Origin of the sequence: Streptomyces sp. NBC_01320, assembly GCF_035974375.1 — a bacterium.
GTDB lineage: Bacteria > Actinomycetota > Actinomycetes > Streptomycetales > Streptomycetaceae > Streptomyces > Streptomyces yanii.
Genome location: NZ_CP108390.1, coordinates 9,237,209 through 9,257,924, shown reverse-complemented (window position 1 = coordinate 9,257,924; position 20,716 = coordinate 9,237,209). Strand labels below are relative to the sequence as shown.

Genomic DNA, 20,716 nt, shown 5'->3' with positions numbered 1-20,716 from the left:
ACACAGCCGACATCACACGGCCTCACGCCTGCAGGCCCCTACCAAAGGACCACGTCATGCCTGCTCCCGTCGTCCTCATCACCGGCGCGCTCACCGGGATCGGTCGCGCGACCGCCCTCGCCTATGCCCGCGAGGGCGCGAACGTGGTGGTCAGCGGACGCCACCAGGACGAAGGCGACGCACTCGTCGAGGAACTCGAGAGCAGCGGTGGCCGAGCCCTGTTCGTGAAGACCGATGTGCGCCATGACGCCGAGGTCCGGAACCTGGTCGACCGCGCGGTGGAACACTTCGGGCGGCTCGACGTCGCCTTCAACAACGCCGGCACCGAAGGCAGGCTCAGCCCCGTCACCGAGGTGACCGACGAGGCGTACGAGGGCACCTTCGACACCAACGTCAAGGGCACACTCCTCAGCCTGAAGCACGAGTTCCGAGCGATGCAGTCACAGGACGGCGGCGGCAGCATCATCAACGTCAGCTCCACCTACGGCCTGATGGGCTACCCGGACTACGCCCTGTACGTGGGCAGCAAACATGCCGTCGTCGGCATCACCAAGTCCGCGGCCCTGGAGGGCGCCAAGCACGGCATCCGCGTCAACGCTGTAGCCCCCGGCTACACACGAACCAAGATGTACGAACGCGCCACCGGCAGCGACGCCGTACGCACCGCCGTCAACTCCGTGCTTCCAATGGGCCGTCCGGGCACCCCCGAAGAGATCGCGGCAGCCGTACAGTACCTGGGCTCCGACAAGGCCAGCTACATCACCGGTCAAACGCTCACACTCGACGGCGGCCTGATGTCCGGCTGGCCCCTCCTCCCCGCCTCATGACTTTGGAGGAGCCCTCGACCCAGTCGTGCCATCGGCTGTGTCACCGAGTACGTGTACCAGGCGGGCTCACCCTCCGGTGTGACAGCCGGCCACCTGCAACCACCTCAACAGCGAGACTGGTCAGGGGTCAGCCGCTCGCGCGGAGCTCGCACCGTCTCGGCGTAGGCCACCAGCTTGATGGTCACGGTTCGCTCCGCGTCTGCGATGTCGAAGTCATCGAGGGAGTTGACACTCTGCTCGATGGCGCTGATGACCAGGTGGTCGACCTCGCCCACCCCGGCGAGCGCGTCGGCGATCGTCTCCGGCCGTGCCAGGTCAAGGGTCAGGCGCCGGGTCGCGCCGCCGATCTCATGTGAGCAACGCCACGAGGACGCGCAGGGGCGGATCGTGTTGACGCGGTGCGCTACGACCACGGCGGCTTCCAGTACACCTGGTCGGGCATCGGCGGGCCCAGGGCCGAGCGGCCTGGTCGGGACGAGAGAACCGGGCCGCTCCCAGGCCCCCGCCGTCCTGCACCGCTGGATACTGGACCCGGCTGCCGACCACGTCACCGAGTCCCAACCCGACGACTGTGCAGTCGAGTTCCCCACGCACGACAACACCCTCACCGGTCGGCCGAACCACTACCTGTACGCCGCAGCCGGGCCAACTCGGCCTCGGTGTCGGGCGACGCGCCGGCAGAGGCAGGACGGCCGTCGGCATCACGCACCCAGTCCGCAGCGTCTCGGGGTGGGGCCACATCAACTTGATACGGAGGCGCGAAGCACCCTTTCGCATGCCCCCACCAGCCCGAAGGCGCAGTCAGGTCCCCATGCAAGTGCTGATGGACAGCGATCCTCCCGTCGCCGCTGGGCGCGCCCACGGAGACGTCTGGAGGGGCTACTCCGTGCCAAGAGCCCCGCCTGACGGTTGTGCATGCCCCTCGCGCCAAGGGACAAGGGGCACGCTGAGAACGACGGTGGTGCCCTTCCCGGGAATGCTGCGGAGCGTGAGCCGCGCGTCGATGAGGTCTGCGCGCTCGTGCATGGCGGAGAGCCCCACTCCCCGCACGGTGGAGACCGGGGGTGCGGCCGCGCGCAGGGCCGGCCAGCGCCTGGCGTCCGGGGGCTGGGGCATTCCGTGCCCGTTGTCGGCTACGGTCAGCGTCATCACATGGCGGTCAGCCTCCACACCGACAGTGATCCGTGTGGGCTGGGAGTGTTTCACCGCGTTGGTCACTGCCTCCTGCACGATGCGGTACACGTGGGCCTGTCCTTTCCCGGTGCTCGGTCCAGGACTTCGGCAGATACAGGGCCCCGTCGGTCAACGTCCGGCCGTTGCGGTACACGTGGTCCGGGGCCGCCGCATCGAAGGCCCATGCGTCGTCAGTCGCCGGCGGTCACTTGCCGGGCGTCTTCTGCTGGTGAGTGTGGGGCGGGACGATGTCGAGGACGGCCATCATGCCCATGTCCTCGTGGTTGAGGATGTGGCAGTGCAGAACAGTCCTGCCGGTGAATTTCGTGAAGTGGACACGGATGACGACGGCGCCGCGCCTGGGCACGTTCACCGTGTCGTACACGCTGTGGGAGGGGTCCTCAGCCTTCCCGTTGGTGCTCATCAGCTGGAAGTGGTCGGTGTGCAGGTGGAAGCTGTGGTCCTCGTCGGAGTTGTTGCCGACGGTCCACTCCTCGACGGTGCCGAGGGTGGAGGTGAAGTCGGTCCGTTTCGGGTCGAACGTCCGGCCGTTGATGTAGAAGACCGTGCCCGCCGTGTTCTCCGTGTAGACCATCGTCTTGCGGGCCGCGATCTTCGCGTTGCTCAGGTTCTCCTGCGGGACGAAGCCGCTCGGGATCGCCGCCCGTGGCATGGGCGTGCCGCCGGTGACGACGGTCGCGAGGTCGGCCCGGGGGAACTGGTTGCCCGCCGGGCCCGTGTTGTACGGCAGCGTCTCCAGCCGGGTGGTGCCGGCAGCCCCGCCCTGGACCAGGACGTCGAAGCGTGCGGCGGCGGGGATGAGCAGCGTGTCCTCGGCGTGGATCCTGCGCACCGGAACGCCGTCCTGGGCGATCACGTGGAAGCGGGTGCCTGGTAGGTGCAGCTTGTAGTAGATGTTGGCGCCGATGTTGGCCAGCCGCCATAACTGGGTCTCGCCGGGCCGGATGTGGATCACGGGATTCTGCTGGCCGTTGACGGTGCGGTTGGTGGGCGCGCCAATGCTCAGAGGACTGGTTTTGATCGCGTCGCCCTCGACCTGGTCGTCCTTGAGCGCGATGGTGTGCTCGGTGATGTGGCGCAACGCCGGCGGCAGGTGCCGTCGCAGGCCCTCGACGACGATGATGCCCGACTCGCCACCGGCGACCTGGGCGGCAGAGAGCATGTCAGCGTGCGAGTGATACCAGTAGGTGCCGGTGGGGTGATCGCGCGGGAGCTGGTAGGCGTAGTGGTACGACTGCCCGTACTTGATGGAGATGAAGATGTCGTCGGCGGGCGCGCGTGGCGAGACCATGAGTCCGTGCGTGTGCAGATTGGTGTACTTGCCGGTCTTGTTGGTCATGGTCAGGTCGATGCGGTCGCCCGGCCGCACGCGCAACGTGGGTGGCATGTAAGCACCGTTGTAGGTAGTCGCGTACAGCTGGCGGTCGCCGACCGGGACCTTGCGCCGCTCTACGACAATGGCCGCCTTGAGCACGCCGCCACGACTGACAAGTTGCGGCGGATCCTGGAGCAGAGGGCCGGCGCTTCCTGGGACGGGGCGGCCGCTCTCCGCGGCGGGGCTGTACGCGGCGCGGTAGAACTCCGCCAGTGTGTGCCCCACGCCGCCCGCCAGTCCGGCCACGATGAGCGCCAGGCCAATGGCCGTCAAGGTCAGCAGGAAACGGGTGATGGGCCGGGTCACGTCTCTCCCCAGGGAAGCCGTGCGGCCACGCGGGCGACCGCCCGGCCAGGAACGAGTGTCCAAAATATGGACGGTCCGTGACCCGGATCGTATGCAGGGCGGAGGCGGCGATGCCTCCGGTCGCACCCGGACGGTGTCTCCAGTCACTCGAATGAACCCCGCAGCGATCGCCCGTCGGCATCGCTCGATTTTACGCGATGCGTCGGCCGCAGCGGACCGGCCTACCGGACGCCGCAGCTGGTGGTAGGCGCTGGGGACGCCGGCAGGTCACGCGGGTCAGACAGCTGTGCGGCCGCCGTCCACGGCCATCGTCGGCGCGAGTTCCGCCACCAGGTGGAACGGCGCCTTGACATTCAGCGTGGGATTCCGTTCTCGTCATCGGCGATTGTTGGGGCCGCCATGAGTTCAGCGGCGTCCTGGACGGTCGTGGTCTTCGCGGGAGGCGCCGCCTGGGGCCGGGCACGGTGTGCGTGCGGCCACAAGGGGCGCACGGATGGCCGCTGTCGGTGACTCCTGCGGCCAAGGTATGACGTCGTGCGCGCACCGCGCGGTTACATGGGCCGGGGGGTGGTTCTGTCAGCCCCGATCGGATGCGAGGGAGCAATGAGCGAAGCACGCGAGAACCAGGAAGACAGCGCTTACGACGTGGTCGTGCTGGGGGCGGGCCCGGTCGGCCAGAACGTCGCCGACCGCGCCCGCGCCGCCGGCCTCACTGTGGCTGTCGTGGAGCGTGAGCTGGTCGGCGGCGAATGCTCCTACTGGGCCTGCGTCCCCAGCAAGGCCCTCCTCCGGCCGGTCATCGCGGTCGCCGACGCCCGCCGGGTGGACGGTGCCCGGCAGGCCGTCACCGGCAGGCTCGACACCGAACGGGTCTTCGCCCGCCGCGACCACTACGTCACCGACTGGGACGACAGCGGACAGGCCGAGTGGGTGAAGTCCATCGGCGCCGATCTCTTCCGCGGCCACGGCCGCATCGACGGTCCCCGGCGTACCACGGTCACCAGGGACGACGGCGCACGCTTCACCCTCACCGCCCGGCACGCGGTGGCCATCGCCACCGGCAGCCGACCGCTGCTGCCCGACATTCCGGGCCTTCGGGAGGCCCGGCCCTGGACGAACCGGCAGGGCACCGACTCCAGTACCGTGCCCGCCCGGCTTGCCATCGTCGGAGGCGGCGGAGTCGGCGTCGAGATGGCAACCCTCTGGCAGGGCCTGGGGTCCCAAGTCATCCTGCTTGCCCGCCGCAGTCTGATCCCCCGCATGGAACCCTTCGCGGGCGAGCTCGTCGCACGCAGCCTCACCGAGGCGGGCGTGGATGTGCGGATCGGCACCCAGGTCACCGCCCTGCGCCGCCCGGACCCAACCGGCGCTGTCACCCTCAGCCTCGACGACGGCAGCGAAATCCAGACCGACGAGGTCATGGTCGCCACCGGCCGGACCCCCGGCACCGACGACATCGGCCTGGACACAGTCGGCCTCACCCCCGGCACGTGGCTGGAGGTGGACACCACGTGCCTGGTCCGCGGGGTCGACGGCGCATGGCTGTACGCCGTCGGCGACGTCAACCACCGCGCTCTGCTCACCCACCAGGGCAAATACCAGGCGCGAACCGTCGGCGACGCCATCGGCGCCCGCGCCGCGGGCCTGCCCGTGGACGACGGCCCGTGGGGAGACCACGCCACCACCGCCGATCAGTGCGCCGTGCCCCAGGTTTTCTTCACCGACCCCGAGGCGGCAGCCGTGGGCCTGACCGCCGAGCAGGCGGCCCGGGCCGGCCACCGCATCAAGGTCGTCGACGTCGATTTCGACGCCGTCCAGGGCGCCAATCTCTACGCCGACAACTACCAGGGCCATGCGCGGATGGTGGTCGACCTCGACCGGGAAGTGCTGCTCGGGGTGACCTTGGTCGGTCCCGGAGTCAGCGAGCTGCTGCACTCGGCGACCGTCGCGGTCGCCGGCGAGGTCCCGCTCAAGCGGCTCAGGCACGCCATCGCCTGCTTCCCGACCGTCAGCGAGATCTGGCTCTTCCTTCTCGCTGCCTACCACCATGACCGCACCTGAGCGGACGGGTGGGGTCCGCCTCAGAGCGGGGGCGCCGAGGGGCACGGTTGCCGCTCCGGGGCGGGCGAACGCGGGAGGGGGCGTCGTTGGCTACTCACGCTGAGCGGCAGCGGCACCCTGGAGACATGTGACTACTCATGCGTGCCCTCAGCCCACCGTCACGCCCCGGCGGGGGTAGGCGCCCGGGGCGCGCAGGTGGGCGAGCGGTCGGCCGGTGGGGCCGCTAGGCATGGTAGGCCGCGGAGATCTGGCCGACCAGGACGGCGAACGGCATGTCGAGGGCGGCGTAGAGAGCGCCGGCGTCGGGGGCGGCGTTGTCGGCCAGGGCCTCGACCATGAGGGTGGCGTAGTCGCTGACGATGACGCCCGCCTGCTGCATGCGCAGCAGTCCGGCCTCGCGCTTGGCCTGGCTGAAGGTGCCGGAGGCGTCCACGGCGACGTACGCGTCGTAGCCGGCGGCCGTCGCGGAGATCGCGGGCAATGCAGCGCACACTTCAAGCGACACCCCGGCGAAGATCAGCTTCTGCCGGCCGGTGGCCTCGATGGCTTCGCGGATCCGGTCGTCGTGCCAGGCGTTGACCGTGCTGCGGTCGATGATCTTCTGTCCGGCCGGCAGCGCCTGGACCAGCTCGACGGCGGTCGGCCCCCACATGCTGTCGGCCGCGGTGGTGGTGACAACCAGCGGAATGCCCAACACGGTCGCCGCGCGTGCCAGCGCCACCACGTTGTGCTTCAGCTCGCCGAGTGGGATGTCCCGGACGCCGGACAGCAGACCCACCTGGTGATCTACCAGCACCACGGCGACGTTCTCGCGGGTGATCGGCTCCAGAAACTTGCTGCGCTCGCTCATGATCCGCTCCTTTGGGGAGTTGAGTCGCAGCTTCACTGGTCACCAGACTCGATGGTCACGTTTGGTGACTACTTTTGAAGCTAAGCCTCGGCCTCCCGGAGCGCAAGCACCGGACGCGGCGTCGCCCGGGGGTGCGGTGACGATGTCCGGGCCCGGCGGGCGGTCGGTGACCGGGCATCAGACCGTGGAACCGGATCTCGACGTAGCGTGGGTTGCCTGCGCCGGCGGTGTTGCGGGACCTGCGCGAGTACCGGGAACCGGCCTCGGCGGAGGAACCTGATTCGGTTCGAGACCGAGCCCCGCGCTCTCGCTCTCCCGCCCCACCATGGTCACCGTCCGACTCCAACGCGGTATCGCGCGTCGCCGACCGGCCCCATCACGCCACATCCCGCTCCCTCCGAGGCGTGGTCATGCGACCGATAGCGCCTGCGTCATCCGGCACGCAGGCTGGGGACATGGACACCATCACGCTTGGAAACGCGGAGATCACCCGTGTGGTGGAGCTGCCCGCCAAAGGCCGCGCCCGCGACTATGTCTTCCCCGACGTGCCCGTCGGGCACTGGCAGGCACACGAGAATTGGCTCGCCCCCACCTTTTTGGACTCGGCCGCCGACGAGGTCCGCGTCATGATCCAGACCTGGCTGATTCGCAGCGAGGGCCGGACGATCCTGATCGACACCGGCATCGGCAACGACCGGGAGCGCCCGGCCATGCCGTCCTTCCATCATCTGAAGACCCATTACCTCGGTGAGCTGGCCGCGGCGGGTGTCCGCCCGCAGGACGTGGACACGGTGATCTGCACCCATGTCCACGGCGACCACGTCGGCTGGAACACCCGTATGACGGACGACGGAGAGTGGCGACCGACCTTCCCCCACGCCCAGTACCTCATCTCACGCGCCGACTTCGACTACTGGAACCCGGCCAACGGACACCGGACCCGCTCCGGCCCCCGGATGGCAAACGTCTTCGAGGACAGCGTCGCCCCCGTGCACGAGGCCGGACAGACCGTGCTGTGGGAGGGCGACCACCACGACATCGACGCCCAGCTCCGCATCGAGCCGGCTCCCGGCCATACGCCCGGCTCCTCCGTCGTATGGCTGCGGTCGGGCACGGACCGGGCGGTGTTCGCCGGGGATCTGTTGCACAGCCCACTGCAGATCGTGGAGCCGGACGACTGCCCCAGCTTCGACGAGGACGAACCTCGCGCGCGGGAAAGCCGGCGCCGTGTGCTGGGGGAGGCCGCGGACCGGGGCGCCCTGCTGTTCCCCGCGCACTTCCCCGGGCCGGGCGCAGCAGAAGTGCGGCGCGTCGGCGACCGGTTCGCGGTGAAGGAGTGGGCGGCATGGCGGTGAGGGCGTGCCGCGGCATGCTCGTGGTGCTTGGCCCTGTGGGCGATGAAGGATCACGGCCGACGCGGACGAGGTGGTGGTCGCGACGGCATACCAGTCGCGTTGGGCCTGCAGGAGTCCGTCGGAGAAAGGTGTACCCACGCTTGAATTCACGCACGCGTTCGAGGAGGTGACGAAACATCGCACGCCCGGATGAAGGTCTCCAGGTGTGGCTTTGCGTTTCAGTTGGCTGCTGAGCGCTTGGTCGGCCAGTTGAGGATGCCGATCCAGTTACCTGAGCCGACTGTTGTCACAGCGCCGACGGCTCGGCGGGCTCCAGTTGCGCCCTGGCTGTGCGCACCACAGGCTGTCCCTATGGACAGCACCCCGGAAACCAGTGTGCTACCCATTCTGGTGACAGGTGCGGCGGGCAGCGTCGGCGCCGTCGGGCGATCCGTGGTCGAAGGCCTTCGGCGACGGGGTCTGCCCGTCCGGGCCATGGTGCGCCGCGATGACGAGCGGGCGGAGGCGCTGCGCGCGACGGGCGCCGATGTCGTCGTCGGAGACCTGACACGCGCGGGCGACGTCGCCGACGCCGTGGCCGGTTGTGGACGTATGTACTTCGGCATGGGCGTGTCGGCGCAGTATCTGGAGGCTGCCGTGACGGTGGCGGCCGTCACGCGCGCGTACGGGTCCCTGGAAGCGTTCGTGAACATGTCGCAGCTGACCGTCTCCGAGATGGACCTCACCAGCACCTCCGAGTCCGTGCAGCAGCGGCAGCAGTGGCTGGTGGAGCAGATCCTCGGCTGGTCAGGCCTGCCCGTCGTCCAGGTCAGGCCCACCGTGTTCATGGAGAACCCGCTGTTCCATGTGGGCTTTTCCTCGATCGCGAAGTACGGAAGCATCAGGCTGCCCTTCGGTCGGGCGAAAACTTCCCCCGTGGCGGCCGGGGATGTCGCCGCGGTTGTGGAGGAGATCCTGGCCGACCCTGCCCCGCGCGTCGGCCGAATCTATGAGCTGACCGGCCCGCGCTCGGAGGACGTCGCCGCCATGGCGGCGGAGGTTTCCGCAGCCCTGGACCGACCGGTCAGTTACACCGACGTCCCCCTTCAGGAATGGATCGACGACGATCTCAGGCCGTTGGGGCTGCCCGACCACGTCTTCCAGCACATCTCCACCATGGCTCGCCTTCACGCGGAGAATCGGTACGACCGCAAGGCGGAAGGGGTCGAGCAGGTCATCGGGCGGCCTCCTTCGGGGGTGGCCGATTACGTCCGTGAGAACCCCAGCCAGTTCAGCCCCTGAAGCCGCGTCCTCGCCGTGCGTCGTCGAGCGCGTTGCGGGCTGACCGTCGGAGGCGCCGACCGACCATCGTGCACGGGTCCGGCAGCCACACGGGCACCGGATTGATTTCCCACGCCGTAACCGCCCCGGAAAGGACCCGGCCAATGGGTGACGAACTCCTCGGCCTGGCAATCACCACGACGGGCGGCAAAGACCGCCCACACGCCGCGGGCCACGAGCACTACGAAACCCTCGTCCCGCAGTGCACTCAGTGGCGTGCACCGGGGCTGCAGGACGTCGGTTGATGCCCGGTCCAAGACCCACACATACCGGCGCGCAGGAGAGGAATCATGAACCGTCGTGTTGCCTACACCCGTGGCGGGTTGCCCGCCGACGTCCTGACCGTCATCGAGGAGCCGGAGTCGGTAGCGCCCGAGCTCGGCCAGGTCCTCATCCGCACCACGGCCTTCTCGGTACACCCTGGTGATCTCCAGGCCATCGAGGCCTACCCAGGGAAGGCTGCACATCCGGTTCCGGCCGGCCTGGAGGCCACCGGCGTGGTGGAGGCGATCGGCGGGGGAGCGCGCCTGGCTCCGGGTGTCAAGGTCGGTGGCCGCGTAACGGTCTTCCCCCAGCCGGGGGCGTGGTCCCAGTGGATCGTGGCGGATGCCGATCTGGTCGTCGCCGTACCGGACGAGTTGTCGGACGACGTCGCCGCGCAGATGCTCGCGAACCCGCTCACCACGGTGATGCTGCGCCGTGAGGCGCAGGAGCACCTGGCCTTCGGATACGACGGTCTTCTGGTGCAGACCGCTGCGGGCTCGTCGGTCGGGCGGCTGGTGACTGGCGTATGCCAGTTTCACAACCTGGCGCTGATCAACGTCGTCCGCAGCGACCGCGGGGCCGCCGAGCTGCGCAAGCGGTTCCCCGACGTGCCGGTCGTGTCGACAGAGCATCCGGGCTGGGCCGACGAGGTCCGCAAGGCAGCTGGCGGCCGCCCGGTCAGTGTGGCCTTCGACCCGATCGGCGGGAAGCTGGCGGAGAGCCTTCTGGACCTGTTGACGCCGGGCGGGAAACTGGTCAGTTACGGGCAAATCACCGAAGAGTCGATGTCGGTGCACGCGTCGATGCTGCTGAACAAGTCGCTGACGCTGCGGGGCAAGAACATCGGCCGGTGGCTGTCCGAGGCCTCCACCGAGAGGCGGGCTTCCGACGTCGCCACCGCCAAGCAGATCGCGCTGGGGCTCAAGGACCAGTTCGACGTGGCCGCCACGTACGGCCTCGGCGAGCTGGCCAAGGCCGTGGAGCACGCGGTACGACCCGGCAAGGTCGGCCTCGTCCTCGTCCGCCCCTGACAGCCACCGGAATGCCTGGTGGTCCCCGGGTTCGGTGACCGCCATACGCATCGCGACGGAAAGCACCCGGCTCATGAGTGACGAACTCCTCGATCTGGCAATCGCCACCGCCGGCGGCCAAGAACACTGGGACACCCTGCGCGGCCTGAACGTAGACATCTCCATCGGCGGCCCGATCTGGGCGACGAAGGGCTGGCCGCCGGACAAGACGTTCGACCAGATCCTGACCCTCGACACAGTCAGAGAACACATCGTCTTCACCCCGTTCACCCGCCCCGACCAGCGGATGGTCTTCGACGCCACCGCCGACAGCGTCACCATGGAGACCCTCGACGGCGAACCGGTCGCGACCCTCGCCCCCGCACGCGCCGGCTTCAAGGGCATGCTGCGCAACAGCGCCTGGGACGCTCTACACCTCGGCTATTTCCTGGGCTACGCGTGCTGGAACTACTTCACCACCCCGTTCCTCTTCACCCATCCGGACGTGCGAGTCCACGAGATCGAACCGTGGCGCGAGGCCGGGCAGACCTGGCGACGCCTGCAGGTGCGCTTCCCACCCGAGATCGCCACGCACAATCCCGACCAAGTGTTCTACTTCGACGCCCTCGCAATGCAACGCCGCATGGACTACATCGCCGAAGTCAACGGCAGCACACTCATCGGCCACTACACCAGCCGCCACAAGAGCTTCGACGGTCTGCTTGTGGCCACACGCCGACGAGTTTTCCGTCGCAACCCCGACAACAGCGTCAACCTCAACCTCCCCTCCATCACACTCGACATCCACGGTGTCGAACTCGTTCACACCTGCGACGAACAGGCACGATCATGACCACGGACACGGCCGTCATCGACCACCCCGCACGGCGGCTCGTTGTGGCGCTCCCCCGCTCCTACGACGCAGCCCGTGAGCACTACGAAACCCTCGTCCCCGAGGTCGATCTCGACCGCTTCTTCCAGATGGCCTCCTGGCAGGCCACGCTCGAGCTCGCCGAGATCAACGCCCCGCACGGGTTCATGCGCTACTTCCGCAGCGACATCACCGCCGTCATGGCGGGATCACCGTCCTTCTGGAAGGCCACGCAGTACCTGATGGGCAACCACACCATCGCCGAACGCATGTTCCGCCACGACCCCTCGGTCATGCTGCACGCACCACTGCGGACCCTGCTCTACGCGGACCCCGACGGCGAAACGAAACTCGCCGTCGAACAGCCCAGCCTGCTGTTCGCCGGCTACGACAACCCGCGGATCGCCGACGTCGGCCGCGAACTCGACGCCCTCCTCGCCCAGCTGATCACCCTCCTCGGCGGCGACGCACCTCCCAGCATGGGCGAGGTCGGCCCGGCACTCGACCGGGTGCCCGGTGTGGCCGGTGCGCCAAGCCGGGCAGGTGAGGTGACCGGGCCGTGATCAAGGGGAGGCGCCATAACGGTGCGCGGCGCACTCATCGGCCTGCCTGTCTCCTTCCCCCTTCCCCGCAGCACCCCAGTGGCAGTACCCAGACGCGGGGTGCTCGGCACGACGGCCCGCAGGTAGTCCGCAGACCAACCAAAGTCGTCGCCCTGTTGGACCCCCTCCAGGGCGACCCGGGCGTGCACGACTTGCTCGGGATGCGGACAGACATCTTCTTTTGGCCGACGGGGGCATGGCGCGTGCTTCGAGGACAGCCGCACGGAGGCCGCCCAGCTCGGCGCTCAGGCTACGGTCTCGCATGGGTTCGGCTCCCTGATTCAGAAGGGTTTCCTGGGGTTCGTCTCGAGGCCCCGACGGTGCTGGAATCACCGGCCCGGGGCCGTCTCGTCTCACGTGTGTCTCACGCGCCGTGTGTGAGACGGTGGTCCAGGAGCCTCTGACCTGGACCTTATGGACTTTGTGGACGCTCACGAACCGCTGAGGACGACAGGTAAACTCTGGACACGTGACTGCTGTGTCTGCGAAGCCTCGCATCCCCAATGTCCTGGCCGGCCGCTATGCCTCCACGGAGCTGGCCGTCCTCTGGTCCCCCGAGCAGAAGGTGAAGCTGGAGCGCCAGCTCTGGCTGGCGGTGCTGCGCGCTCAGAAGGACCTCGGGATCGAGGTACCCGACGCCGCCCTCGCCGATTACGAGCGTGTCCTCGACCAGGTCGACCTCGCCTCCATCGCGGAACGCGAGAAGGTCACCCGGCACGACGTCAAGGCACGGATCGAAGAGTTCAACGCTCTCGCCGGGCACGAGCAGGTCCACAAGGGCATGACCTCCCGGGACCTCACCGAGAACGTCGAGCAGCTGCAGATCCGGCTCTCACTGGAGCTCATGCGCGACCGCACCGTGGCCGTTCTCGCCCGGCTCGGCAGGCTTGCGGGCGAATACGGCGAGCTGGTCATCGCCGGCCGCTCCCACAATGTCGCCGCCCAGGCGACCACGCTCGGCAAGCGTTTTGCGACCGCGGCGGACGAGCTGCTGGTGGCGTACGGCCGACTGGAGGACCTGCTGGGCCGCTACCCGCTGCGGGGCATCAAGGGACCCGTCGGCACGGCGCAGGACATGCTCGACCTGCTGGGCGGTGACGCCGCCAAGCTCGCCGACCTGGAGCAGCGCATCGCCGGCCACCTCGGCTTCGGACAGGCGTTCACCTCGGTCGGCCAGGTCTACCCCCGCTCGCTCGACTACGACGTCGTCACCGCACTGGTTCAGCTGGCCGCCGCGCCCTCGTCGGTCGCGAAGACGATCCGGCTGATGGCCGGGCACGAGCTGGTGACCGAGGGATTCAAGCCGGGTCAGGTCGGCTCGTCGGCGATGCCGCACAAGATGAACACCCGGTCCTGCGAACGCGTCAACGGACTGATGGTGATCCTGCGCGGCTATGCCTCGATGACGGGCGAGCTGGCGGGCGACCAGTGGAACGAGGGCGACGTGTCCTGCTCCGTGGTCCGCCGGGTGGCGCTGCCGGACGCGTTCTTCGCGTTCGACGGTCTGCTGGAGACCTTCCTCACGGTGCTCGACGAGTTCGGGGCGTTCCCGGCGGTCGTGGCACGCGAACTGGACCGGTACCTGCCGTTCCTCGCCACGACCAAGGTACTGATGGGTGCGGTACGCGCCGGTGTCGGCCGCGAGGTTGCCCACGAGGCCATCAAGGAGAACGCCGTCGCCGCCGCTCTGGCCATGCGCGAGCAGGGCACGGAGCGCAACGAACTGCTCGACAAGCTCGCCGCCGACGACCGCATCCCGCTGGACCGGGAGCAGCTGGACGCGCTGATGGCCGACAAGCTCTCCTTCACGGGGGCGGCCGGCGACCAGGTCACCGCGCTCGTCGCCCGGATCGAGGAGATCACCAAGCAGCACCCCGAGGCTGCGGGATACACGCCGGGCTCGATCCTCTGACAGTCGGAACCGTCGCCGGATGACCCCCGAAGAGCTCCAGGCCGCCCGCGACCGCATCGTTCCCGATGTGGTCGCCGGCGGTTTGCGCGTGCTGTTCTGCGGAATCAACCCGAGCCTGATGACGGGCGCCACGGGCCACCATTTCGCCCGCCCCGGCAACCGCTTCTGGCCGGTGCTCCACCTGTCCGGCTTCACTCCCCGCCAGTTGAAGCCTTCGGAACAGCGCGAGCTGCTGACCTACGGTCTGGGCATCACCAATGTGGTCGCCCGGGCCACAGCGAGAGCAGACGAACTGGCCGCCGAGGAGTTCCGCGAGGGCGGACTGATCCTCACGGCCAAGGTCGAGCAACTGCGCCCGCAGTGGCTGGCGGTGGTGGGGGTCACCGCCTACCGCACCGCCTTCGGCGAGCGGCGCGCACAGATCGGCCCGCAGGACCGGACGATCGGCGGTGCCCGGGTCTGGGCCCTGCCCAACCCCAGCGGCCTCAACGCCCACTGGACCGCTCAGAGCATGGCCGAGGAGTACGGGCGCCTTCGCGCAGCAGCTGACTTCACCGTTCCCAGCCATTCGGACTGAGTCGGCCTGCCGAAGCGAGCACCAGAGGTCTGCGAGAGATCGGGAGATTCGGGGTCAGGAGGCAAGGAGTGCAGGGCCGATGGCCCCCGCGTCCTCACGTCCGAGGCTCGCTGCGCGCCCCGTCGATGCGGCGGAAGTGATGGCCGGTGGTCATGCCGCCGGTCAACCGCACGGCAATGGCAACAGGTTCTGGCATGAGCCTTGAGGGGTCTTCTGCTTCTCTCGCCCACGCCCGGCGCCTTCCGCGATCACCTCCCGACGTGCCCACCACCACCGGCCCACGGGAGATCGGCCCTCAGGCGTCCCTGCGCCTCATCGCCCACCAGCCGGCGAGCAGCGCGAGGCCTGCCCAGCCGGCCGTGACAGCCAGCCCCTCCCATGGCCCCACACTGCCTTCCGGATTCTGATGCAGCACCAACTGTCCGGCCCGGTCGGGCAGATAGAGTGCCACGCCGCTCGCGATGTCCCCGACCACGAAGGAAACGATCAGGACGAACGGGATGAGCAGGCTGAGGACGGCGACCGCGCTGCGCAGCAGCACCGTCAGACCGGCGGCGAACAGGGCCATGAGGGCGAGGTATATGCCGCCGCCGAAGGCGGCTCGGAGAGCTCCGGGTTCGCCCAGACCAATCGCGTACTTCCCCATGAACAGCTGGCCCACCAGGAACGCGGTGAAGCTGGTGGCGAACCCGACCACCAGGGCGAGCACGCCGATGAGGGTCATCTTCGCCGCGTACAAGAGGTCACGGCGCGGCACAGCCGCGAGCGATATCCGCAAGGCGCCATTCAGATACTCGGAGGAGAGCGCTGTAGCGCCGAAGCTGATGGCAGCGATCTGGCCGAAGTTCAGTGCGTAGAAGGCGCCGAAGACCAGGTCGGTGTCCCCGTTCTCCGCCTCGGCCTGACCAACGGTGGCGAAGGCAAGCAGGGTGACAGCGAGTGTCACCAGGAAGACCGCCATCAAGGAACCGGACACGGCCCGTACCGATCTGATCTTGATCCACTCGGAACGGAGCACGTCGGTGGTCGACATGGTCAGGCCTCCTGACGGGTAGTGGGTGACGCTGCTGCGGAAGCGAATTCCGTCGCATCGGCTGTGAGATCGAGATAGGCCTGCTCCAAAGTGGCCTGTTCGTCGATGAGTTCAAGAATGGGGATGCCCTCGAAGGCGGCGATGGCGCCGACCTCCTCCGCCCTGGCGCCCTCGACGATCCAGCGCCCGTCGTCGCTCTGTACGAGCTTGTGTCCCTTGCCGGTCAGCACATCGCGGAGCCGCCCCGACTCCGTCGTGCGTACGCGCACGCGCGGGCGGCTGCGGGAGTCGAGGAATTCCTGCATCGGCAGGTCGACAAGGAGCCTGCCCCGCCCGAGGACCACGAGGTGGTCGGCGAACGACGACGTCTCATTCATCAGGTGACTGGAGACGAGAACTGTGCGGCCCTCACGGGCCAGTCGCTTCATCAGCTCCCGGATCCAGATGATGCCTTCCGGATCCAGCCCGTTCGACGGTTCGTCCAGCATGACCACGTCCGGGTCGCCGAGCAGAGCAGCCGCTATGCCGAGGCGCTGTCGCATACCCAGCGAGAACGTCTTGATCCGGTCGCCGCCGACCCGGCCGAGACCCGCCTCCTCCAGAACCGCCTCGACCCTGCCGGCAGCAAGGCCGTTGCTCGTCGCAAGAGCCAGCAGATGGTTCCGCGCGGTCCGGGAACCGTGGGCGGCCTGGGCATCGAGCAGCGCGCCGACCCGGCACAGCGGATGGTCGAGTTCGGCGTAGTTCTTCCCACCAATCGTCGCGGAGCCGCTGGTCGGGCGGTCGAGGCCGAGGACGAGTCGCATGGTGGTGGACTTGCCGGCGCCGTTCGGACCGAGAAAACCAGTGACCCGGCCGGGTCGCACACTGAACGTGAGGTGGTCCACGGCGCGGGTCGCGCCGTATTCCTTGGTGAGCTCATGGACGTCGATGGTGGTCATGTCCTCAGCCTGGCGGCCTCACCCCATTCCCGCCCTCCCCCGCCGGAGGGGATCATCTCCCTCGCTCGGGGGAGCCGTCACGTTCGCGACGGCTGGCACGATGGCGGCATGCGTCGCCTTCTCCGTCCGCTGACCGAGCCGGTCACCTACACCCGCTGGCTGCACATGCTCATTCCGAGCGCGGTCGCCAGCGTGTGGCTGTTCATCTCCCCGGACACCGCTCCATGGGCTCCGGCGATCTTTGCGGTGCCTGTGGGCCTGGTCCCCGGTATGCGGCTCGCCGAGGGGGTTCAGGCCCAGCTGTTGCTGACGCCGTCGGAGCGCGGAAGACCCGACGCAGCAATCTCCGCGGCAACGGCGGCAACCTGGGCGGCCCGCTGGCGGACGGTGGTCTGGCTGGAGGTGCGGCTGCTGTTCTCAGTGGTGGCCGGGGTCGCGACGGTGTGGTTGTCCGCCACGGCAGTTGACCTCGTCCTCACCGCGTCGGGTTCGGGTCCGAGCGACGACTGGCTGATCCGTGGGGTGGAGCCGCACTGGTGGTACGCGTTGATCGCACCCGTGCCTCTTCTCCTGCTGCTCGCAGTTGTCGTGATATGCGGCGAGTTGATCACGGCGGCGGCGCGACGGCTGCTCGGTCCGTCACCGGTGGAGCGGATGACCGCGCTGGAGGAGCGCACCGAGCAGTTGCTGGAGCGCAATCGCATTGCGCGCGAGCTGCACGACTCGATCGGGCACGCCCTGACCGTGGCGGTCGTCCAGGCGGGTGCGGCGCGGGCGGCGAACGATCCGGCGTTCACCGAGCGGGCACTGGCCGCTATCGAGGAGACGGGCCGGGCGGCACTGGACGATCTGGAGCGGGTGCTTCGGGTCCTGCGGGAGTCGGAAGCACCGGTGGGACAGCGGCCGACACTCGCCGAGGCGGACCGGCTGCTGGACTCGGCGCGCGGTTCGGGGGCGAAGGTCGACGCCGAGGTCTCCGGTCCGGTGGAGCTGGTGCCGGGACCGGTGTCCCGCGAGGGGTACCGGATCCTCCAGGAGTCACTCACCAATGTGCTGCGTCACTCGGGGTCCGTCCCCGTGCGGGTGAGAATCACAGTCGCGGCCGGCTGGCTGGAGCTTGAGGTGACCAATCCGCTCACCGGGTCGATAGGTACTTCGGGCGGCAGCGGGCTGCGGGGCATACGTGAGCGGGCCGCGCTCCTGGGCGGAAAGGCCAAGACCGGTCCGTACGACGGCGAGTGGAGGGTGCACGCGAGCCTCCCGCTGGACGGCCTACGCTGACCGGATGCCGGTTACCGTTCTTCTGGTCGACGACGAACCCCTCGTGCGCGCAGGACTGCGTGCGGTGCTTGAGGCCCAGCCCGATATCGAGGTGGTGGGCGAGGCCGCCGACGGTGCCGCAGTGATCCCGCTGCTGCGCCGACTGCGCCCCGATGTGGTGGCGATGGACGTGCGTATGCCCTTGATGGACGGCATCGAGGCAACCCGCGTGGTGCTGCGCACGGTGCCGGACCCGCCGAAGATCCTGGTGGTGACGACGTTCGAGAACGACGAGTACGTGTACGAGGCGCTGCGCGCCGGGGCGGACGGTTTTCTGCTCAAGCGGGCCAGGCCCTCGGAGATCGTGCATGCGGTGCGTCTGGTCGCCGAGGGCGAGTCGTTGCTCTTCCCGGCCGCGGTCCGGCAGCTCGCCGCCGAGTACGGGACGAGCAAGGCCAAGGCGGCCATGGAGAGCGCGGCGCTCACCGAGCGGGAGGGGGCGGTGCTCCGTTTGATGGCCCGGGGACTGTCCAATGCGGAGATCGCCGCCAAGCTGGTGGTCGGTGTCGAGACGGTGAAGACCCATGTCAGCGCCGTACTGGCCAAGTTGGGGGCCAGGGACCGGACGCAGGCGGTGATCGCCGCGTACGAGTCGGGGTTCGTGGCTCCGGGCTGACGCCGACGGCGCCCGGATCCCTGTTCCGGGTCACGGTCGCTCCGCTTCCGGGCAGCGAGTACCATCCGCGTGACATGCTCGCGAGCTGGGAGGACACACCGTGGGCCGGTTGACCGGTGGGGACCCGTCGCTGTTGCGACGGATCAATTCCGCGGTGGTACTTCATGCCCTCAGGGGCGCCCACTCCCCCACGCTCACGGACCTGACTCGTATCACGGGTCTGTCCCGGCCAACGGTCGAGGGCGTCGTCGAGGGGCTTTTCGAGGCCGGTCTGGTCGTCGAATCGGCGCCCGACGAGAGTGAGGCCCGACGTCAGGGCAGGCCGGCCCGCAGGTTCCGGTTCCGCGCCGAGGCGGGACATCTGCTCGGCATCGAGATCGGCCCGCACCGCGTCTCCGCACTTCTGTCGGGGCTGGACGGAAGGATCATCGGTGCCGGTTCCCGCGAGGTGTCGGAGACGGCTTCCGCGGACGACCGGCTCGACCGGGTGCGGGCCGTCGTCGCCGATCTGCTGCGGCGCTCGGGGGTGGCCCGGAGCAGTCTGCGTGCGGTCGGGGTGGGCAGTCCGGGGATCGTGGAGGCCGACGGGACCGTACGCCTGGGCACCGCGCTGCCGGACTGGACCGGTCTCGCGCTCGGTGAGCGGCTGCGGCGCTCCTTCCGCTGTCCGGTGCTCGTGGAGAACGACGCCAACGCCGCGGCGGTGGCCGAGCACTGGAAGGGTGCCGCGACCGAGTCGGACGACATCGTGTTCGTCCTGGCGGGGCTGAGCCCGGGGGCCGGTTCGCTGATCGGCGGACGGCTGCATCGTGGTTACGGCGGTGCAGCGGGCGAGATCGGCGCACTCCATCTGCTCGGCCGCGAGGTCACACCGGAAAAGCTGCTGTCGACGACGGACACCCCGCTGGATCCGCTGGACGAGCAGGCGGTCGCCGCGGTGTTCGCGGAGGCCCGGCACGGCGATGTGCGGGCTCAGGCTGCGGTGGAGCGGTTCATCCAGCGGCTGGTGCACAATGTGGCGGCGCTGGTGCTGGCGCTCGACCCGGAGCTGGTGGTCATCGGCGGCTGGGCCGCCGGACTGGACGGCGTGCTGGATCCGCTCCGCGGTGAGCTGGCCCGGTACTGTCTCCGGCCGCCGCGGGTCGCGCTGTCGCTGCTGGGCGAGGCGGCCGTGGCTACGGGCGCCCTGCGACTGGCGCTCGACCATGTCGAGGAGCAGCTCTTCGCCGTGGAGGGATCGGTGACGGCCCGCCGCTGAGCGCGACGGGCCGTGCGTTTCGTTCGAAGCCGACGGGACCGGCCGGGCTCAGGACGCGTGGCGCTCCTGGCCCGGGTGGCTGATCTCCAGATCGCCGGAGTCACCGAAGGTGAGTCGGCACGTGTCGGCCCGATAGGTGGCGACGGAGACCGCAGCCGTGCCGCCTGCCGCAAGGTAACGGGTGGTGACGACGAGGACCGGTGCGCCGGGGAGCCGGTCGAGTTCCTTGGCGTCGTCCGCTCGCGCGGAGCCGAGCTCCACTGAGCGGTCCTGGCCGTCGAGGCCGAGACGGTGCAGTTCCCGCAGGACGCTGCGGGCGCGGGCGGCACCCGACGAGCTCTCGATCGCGGACAGTTCGGGCACGGACGCCGACGGCACGTACAGCAATTCCGCGGCGACCGGCTGCCCCTGAGTGACCCGGATCCGGCGAACGATGTGCACCGGCTCGTCGCTCTCCACGTCGAGCATGGCGAGGACCGGGGCGGGCGCCGTCGCGGTCGTGCAGCCGATCGGCTGCCAGGCCTCGTCGGCGCCGCCCGTCCAGTCGCGCTGCGCGGTCGAGACGGCGACGCCCACGCGCGGCGGGGCGACAGTGGTCCCGACGCCGCGGCGGCGCTGCAGCCTGCCTTCGAGTTCGAGCTGCTCCAGAGCCTGTCGGAGCGTTGCCCGGGCGACGCCGAACCTGGCTGCGAGCTCGCGCTCGTTGGGCAGGATCTCTCCCACCGCAAAGTCCGAGTCGAGTGCCTCACTGAGGACGGTCTTGAGGTGCCAGTACTTCGGCTCCTGCACCGATTCCAGCTGCGTGGTCCCCACCCTGTCCTCCGCAATCACCCAGCGTCTTTTTCCGCGACGTTATTTATTAAAGGTTCCTGTCTTAACGTTGAGACCATAGGACGGCACACCACCTTGGTCAAGACCAATCCTCGTTCCGTCACGCTGCGAATCGAGTCCCTGTCGCAGAGCGTTCACAGGACGTTCGTGGTGCCGTGCGGCGCGCGCAGCACAAAGCCCCACGTCCGGAGGG

The 20,716-nt window shown here is 69.0% G+C and carries 21 protein-coding genes; 14 read left to right on the top strand and 7 right to left on the bottom strand.

Annotated elements, in window-relative coordinates:
* The first annotated feature begins 56 nt into the window (after positions 1-56).
* Entirely contained in the window at positions 57-827 is a 771-nt protein-coding gene (locus OG395_RS42140; RefSeq protein ID WP_327247616.1) for an SDR family NAD(P)-dependent oxidoreductase, read from the top strand.
* A 104-nt stretch (positions 828-931) separates the two neighbouring features.
* Here the strand turns inward: OG395_RS42140 and OG395_RS42135 are convergent, their stop codons facing one another.
* Positions 932-1,240, bottom strand: coding sequence for a hypothetical protein (locus OG395_RS42135; protein ID WP_327247615.1), 309 nt, complete (start codon positions 1,238-1,240; stop codon positions 932-934).
* Between OG395_RS42135 and OG395_RS42130 the strand changes: the two genes are divergently transcribed.
* Complete coding sequence (locus tag OG395_RS42130; protein WP_327247614.1) at positions 1,215-1,733, top strand: carotenoid oxygenase family protein; 519 nt, start codon at positions 1,215-1,217, stop codon at positions 1,731-1,733. The two genes, OG395_RS42135 and OG395_RS42130, sit on opposite strands and share 26 nt — an antisense overlap.
* Here OG395_RS42130 and OG395_RS42125 read toward each other — a convergent pair.
* Both OG395_RS42125 and OG395_RS42120 read right to left on the bottom strand, forming a co-directional pair.
* Positions 1,707-2,069, bottom strand: a complete 363-nt coding sequence (locus tag OG395_RS42125) for a sensor histidine kinase (protein WP_327247613.1) — start codon at positions 2,067-2,069, stop codon at positions 1,707-1,709. The genes OG395_RS42130 and OG395_RS42125 overlap by 27 nt on opposite strands.
* 136 nt (positions 2,070-2,205) lie before the next feature.
* Positions 2,206-3,702, bottom strand: coding sequence for a multicopper oxidase family protein (locus OG395_RS42120; RefSeq protein WP_327247612.1), 1,497 nt, complete (start codon positions 3,700-3,702; stop codon positions 2,206-2,208).
* A 603-nt stretch (positions 3,703-4,305) separates the two neighbouring features.
* Between OG395_RS42120 and OG395_RS42115 the strand changes: the two genes are divergently transcribed.
* The gene (locus OG395_RS42115) at positions 4,306-5,763 is read left to right on the top strand and encodes a dihydrolipoyl dehydrogenase family protein (protein ID WP_327247611.1); all 1,458 of its coding nucleotides are present in this window, start codon (positions 4,306-4,308) and stop codon (positions 5,761-5,763) included.
* 223 nt (positions 5,764-5,986) lie between these two features.
* Here the strand turns inward: OG395_RS42115 and OG395_RS42110 are convergent, their stop codons facing one another.
* Complete coding sequence (locus tag OG395_RS42110) at positions 5,987-6,613, bottom strand: isochorismatase family protein (protein ID WP_327247610.1); 627 nt, start codon at positions 6,611-6,613, stop codon at positions 5,987-5,989.
* Between the two features lie 455 nt (positions 6,614-7,068).
* On the opposite strand from OG395_RS42110, the gene OG395_RS42105 reads away from it, so the two are divergent.
* The 8 genes from OG395_RS42105 to mug all read left to right on the top strand — a co-directional run bounded on the left by OG395_RS42105 (position 7,069) and on the right by mug (position 14,524).
* Positions 7,069-7,968 (top strand): MBL fold metallo-hydrolase, encoded by a 900-nt coding sequence (locus OG395_RS42105; RefSeq protein ID WP_327247609.1) that lies wholly within the window; start codon positions 7,069-7,071, stop codon positions 7,966-7,968.
* 351 nt (positions 7,969-8,319) lie between these two features.
* Entirely contained in the window at positions 8,320-9,249 is a 930-nt protein-coding gene (locus OG395_RS42100) for an NmrA family NAD(P)-binding protein (RefSeq protein ID WP_327247608.1), read from the top strand.
* A gap of 143 nt (positions 9,250-9,392) precedes the next feature.
* On the top strand, positions 9,393-9,533 hold the full coding sequence (locus OG395_RS42095) for a hypothetical protein (RefSeq protein WP_327247607.1): 141 nt from the start codon (positions 9,393-9,395) through the stop codon (positions 9,531-9,533).
* 45 nt (positions 9,534-9,578) lie between these two features.
* Positions 9,579-10,583 (top strand): zinc-binding dehydrogenase, encoded by a 1,005-nt coding sequence (locus OG395_RS42090; RefSeq protein WP_327247606.1) that lies wholly within the window; start codon positions 9,579-9,581, stop codon positions 10,581-10,583.
* A gap of 73 nt (positions 10,584-10,656) precedes the next feature.
* Positions 10,657-11,415, top strand: coding sequence for a hypothetical protein (locus OG395_RS42085; protein ID WP_327247605.1), 759 nt, complete (start codon positions 10,657-10,659; stop codon positions 11,413-11,415).
* Positions 11,412-11,996: a DUF302 domain-containing protein gene (locus OG395_RS42080; RefSeq protein ID WP_327247604.1), complete on the top strand. Its 585-nt coding sequence runs from the start codon at positions 11,412-11,414 to the stop codon at positions 11,994-11,996. Before OG395_RS42085 ends, OG395_RS42080 begins: the two co-directional genes overlap by 4 nt.
* A gap of 508 nt (positions 11,997-12,504) precedes the next feature.
* Positions 12,505-13,947 (top strand): adenylosuccinate lyase, encoded by a 1,443-nt coding sequence (gene purB, locus OG395_RS42075; protein WP_266988384.1) that lies wholly within the window; start codon positions 12,505-12,507, stop codon positions 13,945-13,947.
* A gap of 19 nt (positions 13,948-13,966) precedes the next feature.
* Positions 13,967-14,524 carry a G/U mismatch-specific DNA glycosylase gene (gene mug, locus OG395_RS42070; protein WP_327247603.1) on the top strand — a complete coding sequence of 186 codons (558 nt, stop codon included), beginning with the start codon at positions 13,967-13,969 and terminating at the stop codon, positions 14,522-14,524.
* Between the two features lie 295 nt (positions 14,525-14,819).
* Here mug and OG395_RS42065 read toward each other — a convergent pair whose 3' ends face one another.
* Both OG395_RS42065 and OG395_RS42060 read right to left on the bottom strand, forming a co-directional pair.
* Positions 14,820-15,557 (bottom strand): ABC transporter permease, encoded by a 738-nt coding sequence (locus tag OG395_RS42065; RefSeq protein WP_327247602.1) that lies wholly within the window; start codon positions 15,555-15,557, stop codon positions 14,820-14,822.
* A gap of 2 nt (positions 15,558-15,559) precedes the next feature.
* On the bottom strand, positions 15,560-16,498 hold the full coding sequence (locus OG395_RS42060; RefSeq protein WP_327247601.1) for an ABC transporter ATP-binding protein: 939 nt from the start codon (positions 16,496-16,498) through the stop codon (positions 15,560-15,562).
* 108 nt (positions 16,499-16,606) lie between these two features.
* Between OG395_RS42060 and OG395_RS42055 the strand changes: the two genes are divergently transcribed.
* From OG395_RS42055 to OG395_RS42045, 3 genes are all read left to right on the top strand, one after another.
* Positions 16,607-17,779 (top strand): sensor histidine kinase, encoded by a 1,173-nt coding sequence (locus tag OG395_RS42055; RefSeq protein ID WP_327247600.1) that lies wholly within the window; start codon positions 16,607-16,609, stop codon positions 17,777-17,779.
* A 4-nt stretch (positions 17,780-17,783) separates the two neighbouring features.
* Positions 17,784-18,434 carry a response regulator transcription factor gene (locus OG395_RS42050; RefSeq protein WP_266988374.1) on the top strand — a complete coding sequence of 217 codons (651 nt, stop codon included), beginning with the start codon at positions 17,784-17,786 and terminating at the stop codon, positions 18,432-18,434.
* 100 nt (positions 18,435-18,534) lie between these two features.
* Positions 18,535-19,692: an ROK family protein gene (locus OG395_RS42045; RefSeq protein ID WP_327247599.1), complete on the top strand. Its 1,158-nt coding sequence runs from the start codon at positions 18,535-18,537 to the stop codon at positions 19,690-19,692.
* A 48-nt stretch (positions 19,693-19,740) separates the two neighbouring features.
* Here OG395_RS42045 and OG395_RS42040 read toward each other — a convergent pair whose 3' ends face one another.
* The gene (locus OG395_RS42040; protein WP_327247598.1) at positions 19,741-20,505 is read right to left on the bottom strand and encodes a GntR family transcriptional regulator; all 765 of its coding nucleotides are present in this window, start codon (positions 20,503-20,505) and stop codon (positions 19,741-19,743) included.
* Positions 20,506-20,716 lie beyond the last annotated feature (211 nt).